This window comes from Colwellia sp. BRX8-9 (assembly GCF_014077245.1).
Taxonomy (GTDB): Bacteria; Pseudomonadota; Gammaproteobacteria; order Enterobacterales; family Alteromonadaceae; genus Colwellia_A.
Genome location: NZ_JACGVN010000003.1, coordinates 275008 through 281262 on the forward strand (window position 1 = coordinate 275008; position 6255 = coordinate 281262).

3 protein-coding genes are annotated in these 6255 nt (G+C 39.1%); all 3 read right to left on the bottom strand.

Translation table 11 applies throughout. The features are described from left to right. Window positions 1–153 precede the first annotated feature (153 nt). Window positions 154–384: a glutaredoxin family protein gene (locus tag H4J70_RS04235; protein WP_070374193.1), complete on the bottom strand. Its 231-nt coding sequence runs from the start codon at window positions 382–384 to the stop codon at window positions 154–156. 415 nt (window positions 385–799) lie between these two features. Continuing rightward, window positions 800–3046 (bottom strand): GGDEF and EAL domain-containing protein, encoded by a 2247-nt coding sequence (locus tag H4J70_RS04240; RefSeq protein WP_182250668.1) that lies wholly within the window; start codon window positions 3044–3046, stop codon window positions 800–802. Between the two features lie 45 nt (window positions 3047–3091). Further along, entirely contained in the window at window positions 3092–6172 is a 3081-nt protein-coding gene (locus tag H4J70_RS04245) for a chemotaxis protein CheB (protein ID WP_182217814.1), read from the bottom strand. Window positions 6173–6255: the final 83 nt, after the last annotated feature.

Here is a 6255-nt window from a genome sequence, read left to right on the forward strand (position 1 = left end):
AGTCGGCGCATAAAGTGATCATTAATTATTATAATGCTCAGGGGTAGATTATAGGGTGCCCTACTTTTCTATCTTTTTATCCATTCGAAATAGAGTAATCAAGCATTCTGTGCTCGTTGGTTACTCAATTATCTAATGAGATAATTGAGCTTGTTAATCTTCGGCATAGAGTTTCTTAAAGTTTTTTAGATTCCAGCCAATCATGACTTCATTACCAATTTTAAGGGCGGGTAAAGAGCTAGCTCCTATAGCGTCAAGCTCTTTTCTACCGCGCTGCATTTTCGCATTGGTTAATCTGTATTTTATGCCATTATTATCCAAGTATTTTTGAGCTTCACGAGAATGGGGGCATTTATCTGAAATATATAAAACAACGCGTTTCATCACTAACCTTTGCTGAATTGTTAAAGATTCACTATTTTACTGAACTCTCAGAAAAAACAAAGATGAATTAACCGAACTTTCAATTTTATACAAAGAAAATTAAGCTACTTTGTTAAACCAAGGTAATAAAAATATATCAACTAGTTGTTTGGGCTTTGATTTAATCGTTTCTGCTTAGAGCTACCAACAATAAAATTTTATCAATTAAACTTTTTTAATTTGTGATTTTATCGACTTTGCAAACGTAAACACCATTAGTTTATTGAACACTTTGCAGCATTTAGAATATGTAAATCTAGCTTTACCCTGTAAGACAACTAAGCCACCAAACCTACCGTTTAAATGATTGCCTTGGCATTATTTTTTGTAAACTCAATTGACCTAAAAACCTTAACAAACTTCTCTAATTGAAGTCTTACGCTGTCCAAATTGGATTTATATGCCAACTCTCCAGCCATAAAGGAAAATCATCCGCCGACATGGGTCGGGAAATTCCGTAGCCTTGCGCGATAGTGCAGTTCAACGACAGTAGTTTTTCAGCGTGAGCCTTTGTTTCAACTCCCTCGGCTATCACACCGCGATTAAAAATATCAGCTAAGCCGATAACAGCCTTAACAATGGCAAGGTCAGAGGTATCTGTAAGCATATCTCGAATAAAAGTCTGATCAATTTTTAAAATATCAGCGGGTAGGCGTCTAAGGTAAGTTAGCGAAGAATAGCCAGTGCCAAAATCATCCAAGGCAAACTTTACCCCCATTTTTAGACAGGTATTCATGAGTTTACTGACCTGAATTACATCTTCTAGTGCACTAGTCTCTAATATTTCTAATTCCAGTAATTCAGGATAAATTTCAGGGTAGGCAGCTAACGCTCCCGCTAAATGTGTTACAAAATTACCACTTTGTAATTGGCTAGCACCTACGTTGACACTTACTGGTATGGTTAACCCTTGTGTCTGCCAGATACTCATCTGTTTAAGTGCTGTATTAATAACCCATTCACCAATTTTAATACTAATTAAATGGCCTTCAATGATGGGTAAAAAAGCATCGGGTGGCAAGATGCCTTGTTGAGGGTGTTTCCACCGGATCAGAGCCTCTGCGCCAATCACCTCATTGGTTTTCATGTTCACTTTAGGCTGATAATATAAAACAAACTCTTTTTTCTCAAACCCCTGACGAATGCGCTCAAGACCCTCCCTTCGTGTTCGATCTGCCTCTGAGGGGCCTATATCGAAAAACCGATAACAACCTTTCCCTGCATCTTTGGCAATATACATAGCCTGATCCGCTTGGCGAAGCAAAAGGTCAGGGTCAGAGCCGTTTTTCGGATAAAGCGTCACACCAATGCTGGCTGAAACTTTAAGTATATTATCATTACATATAATATTTTGAGATGCAGCTGTCAATATGCGCTGCAATACCGGCTCACATTCGTTTATATTATCGAGGTCGCTAAGTACAGCGATAAATTCATCACCGCCAATACGCGCTAAAAAATCACCCGCACGTAAAGACTGCTCAAACTTAGCTGAAATGTCGATTAGAAATTGATCACCCGTGTTGTGCCCATAACTATCATTAATTTTCTTGAAACCGTCTAAATCAATATAGGCAAGTGCAAGTATTTTTCCGTGTCGCTGGCTTTGCTTAATAGCCAACGTTAACTTGTTAGCCAACAGTATTCTATTGGGAAGACCGGTTAATATATCGTGATGGGCGCTATGTTCAAGTTGCTCTTGATGCGCTTTAAGATGAGTAATATCAGAGAACATTGATACATAGTGCATTACCTGACCAAGGGCATCACTTACTGCGCTAATTGATTGCAATTCGGGATAAATGTCACCATTTTTTCGTCGATTCCATATTTCTGAGCTCCAGTAGCCGTGTTCCTTCAAGGTTTTCCACATGTCTTTATAATAGTCATCGGACTGACGACCTGATTTGAGAATTCGTGGATTTTGACCAATAGCTTCCTTTCTACTATAACCAGTAATTTGGCTAAAAGTGTCATTGACCTCAAGGATATTACCCCTGATATCTGTTATTAAGATACCTTCGTGGGCGTGACTAAATACGCTAGCAGCGAGTTTTAATTTTACTTCTGTTTGTTTGCGCGCGGTTATATCAGTTAATACGGTTAAGCACTCGAGGCCGTCGTCGTTGATACTCATCATCACCTGAACGGTAATTAATTTATTATCAACGTATAGTTTTACTTCACAAGCGGATTGATTTAGCCCTTTAAAAGCATTCGACAGGTGTGAGTTGAATTGAGGCAGGGAATCTTCGGTTAAAAACGCGGCCAATCTCAAACCATTTATTTTTGCGCGCGGAATACCCAACATGCTGGCAGCGGTTAGATTGGTTTGGGTAATATCGCCTGAACGGTTAAGGGAAATAAAAGCCACAGGAGCGAAGTCGTATAAGGCTTCGTAACGTATTGCTGCTGCTTCAGAAGAATCTCTGGCTAAAATAAGATCGTTTTGCTGCATTTCTAACTCTATCTGGTGCACCTGTAACTCATGCAGAAGACTAACAGTCGATGCTTCATCAGTAATTGAATCACTTTCAGGTTGCCCATCTTCTTGCAAACGGTGCATAGCCTCTTTACGCACAGCAACTTTTTTGCTTGTAAGCTGCTTTGAGTCTTTTTTCATGATGTACTCTTCCTCATCGGGCATTTACCTTTATGTGATACTTTATTATTCCAGTATTAGCAGTTTTTCTAGTGTATTTTGTACATTAACGAGCATTTTTTTCATTGCCTCTGCCGAGGTGTTATCATCTTCTGCTAACATCAACTTAATATCATCTAACGTGCTAAGATTCTGTTTTTTATCAGTAATATTTTCGGTCACACAAACGAATAGGCCTTGCTCTTGTGAGTACATAGCACAAATAAACCACTGCCTAGACTCTTTGACGTAATATTCGAATTTCTCAGACTTTCCTGACATCGCCACGCGACCACAGGTTGCCATAAATTCAGTGTTAGATTGTAGGATATTTGGCACGACTTCACTGCCTTTTTTCCCTGCTACCTTATCTAATCCCGTTATTCCCGCGTAAGCATTGTTTACTTCAAGATAGTTGAAATCAACCGCTTTGCCGCCTTCCATTGTTATATTCTTGTAAGCAACGGCATGTGATGAATTCTCAAATAGCAAACGAAAGCGAGATTCTGACACAGCCATAGCAATACTCGCATTCCTGTTAATAGTATTATCGCTAAAAGTAATAACCACGCCATCAATTAGAGTTTCCTGCGTGCGATAGGGCATAATGCGTACAATATACCAACGACCATCATGAGTCGTTACTTCCTCTTCATGAAACATCAGGCTTCGTAGTACTTCATCCGTATGTTCAGATAACTTAGGATAAATTAATGAACTGACCAAGTCAGTGATAGGGCGACCGACATCACTAGGAATGAGTTTGAAAATTTTAACCGTTTCAGGGGTAAAACGACGTACATTGAGCTCATTGTCTAAAAAAAGCGTGGCGATGCTAGTACTATTAAGTAGATTTTTTAAGTCGTCTCTGGCTAAAGACAATTCATTGACTTTGATGTTTAGCTCATGATTAACCGCTCTTAACTCCTCATTCATCGACTGCATTTCTTCTTTGGAAGTTGTAAGCTCTTCGTTAGTGCTTTGAAACTCCTCATTCGTACTTTGTAATTCTTCGTTGGTAGATTTAAGATTCTCTTGTGCAAGCTGCATTTCGTTAGTGGTAAGTCGCAGTTCTTCCCTCCCCTGAGACAATATATTTTTTAGTTTTTCTATTTCATCACTATGGTCTTTGGCTAAATTACCTTTGAGCGATTTTTTAATGGGTGCAATGGCCGTTGTGGAAGTCGTAAACAACACAAGAACCATAGGGCCTAATGTTGATGAATCTAATACTGGTTGTACCCTAACATCGACCAGAATAATATTACCGTTACTGACAACCTCAACGTTCGTTATATCTAACTTTTTCTTCAGGCGCACCGCGCGATTAAATATTTCGTTCAATGGGGCGGCCAAACCTTCACGTGCCATGGAGAAAAGGTTGTAATTGACCTTGCCTACCGATGGCTCTAAATATTTCCCGGTTTTTCCGTTGATATAAATGACATCCGCTTTTTCAGTGGTTAGCAGAGCCGCCGGAGTAAAATTCTCTTGTAATAAGGATTGGATCAAATCTTCTAAGTTCATAGTAACTGTATCTTGGGGGTTAACGGGCACGTTTTTTTCTGGCTTTAACTCATGAGAATAACTATTCACTTCGTTAACCGGAAATTTCATAACATTAAAAGGCTGTGATGTCTCACGTCGTTTGTAAATACGTTCTTTTCCACTTAAAAGAGTAAACAGTGACTCTTCGTTTCCAATGGTTTCAGACGTTCCTAAAACAAGCACTCCAGACGGTTTTAAACTGTAGTGAAATAAGGGAAATAGTTTCTTTTGCAATTCTGGTTCTAAATAGATGAGCAAGTTACGACAACTGATGATATCAAGTTTGGTAAACGGAGGATCCATCACCAAATTTTGTTGGGCGAAAATAACATTTTCTCGTGCCTGTTGACCGATTTGATAGCCCCCGTCTATTTTCACAAAATATAAGTCTAATAGTTCTTTAGAAATATCAGCGCTAATACTATTGCTGTAAATCCCCATTCTAGCTTTATTTACGGCATCAATATCGAGGTCAGTAGCAAAAATCTGTAATTCAAAATGTTTGGTCGAGTTAAATTTTTTAAAGGCTTCTTGAAACACAATTGAGAGGGTATAGGCTTCTTCTCCGGTAGAGCAAGCAGGAACCCAAGCACGTAATGTACCTCCCTCTGGATATTCAGACAAAAGCGAGGGGATCACCTCATTTTCTAGTTTTTTCCAAACGGTATTGTCGCGAAAAAAGTTAGTAACACCAATCAGTAGCTCCTTAAGTAGCAATTCATTTTCTTGGGGATTAGTCCGTAAATAACGCACGTAGTCGGGTATATTGGAAAGCTGATGCAAGGCCATACGTCTTTCAACACGACGATTAATAGTGGTTTTTTTATAAAGCGAGAAATCTTGTCCGGTATGAGCGCGTAGCAATACCATCACCTTTTCAATATCTTCTTTATTTTTATTGTTCTCTTCAATCGGCAATGGCACTTTATTTACATAGTTAATGATATAACGCATTAATTCATCTGCTGGTGCTACGGCATCAACTAATCCGGTATCAATAGCACTTTGAGGCATACTGTCAAACTCGGCTGTATCAGGACTTTGCACAAATACCGCACCTGCTTTATCTTTGATCGACCCCAAACCCAACGTTCCGTCTGCCCCCATACCTGAAAGAATAACAGCAATACTGTGTTCCTTTCTATCGGCTGCCAGAGAAGTGAAAAAAGAATTAATAGGCAATTGCAAACCATGCGGGTTAGCACGCGTGAATAAAATTAATGTACCGTTTAAAATAGTTAGATCGTGGGCAGGAGGTATCACATAGACATTATTGGGCATAATCACCATATGATCGGTAATTTGATGTACGTCTAAGGGAGTCATGCGTTGCAGTAAGTCGCACAGGATGTTTTTGTGGTTAGGGTCTAAGTGTTGCACTACAATAAAGGCCATGCCGCAGTCAGCAGGCACATTACTTAAAAATCGTTCGATGGCTTGAAGACCGCCAGCAGAAGCACCGATAGCAATGATAGGGAAAACATCAACAGTAGACGACGTTTTATTCTCTGTTTTCTCATCAACCTGTTGTTCAGAAACAACATCTTTAGATTTTTTCATTGTGTGTGCTATTTTTATTCTTAGGGTGGCGGTTATAGATAATGCGCCGAATATGATGAAAATTCAATAAATTCAATAAATTC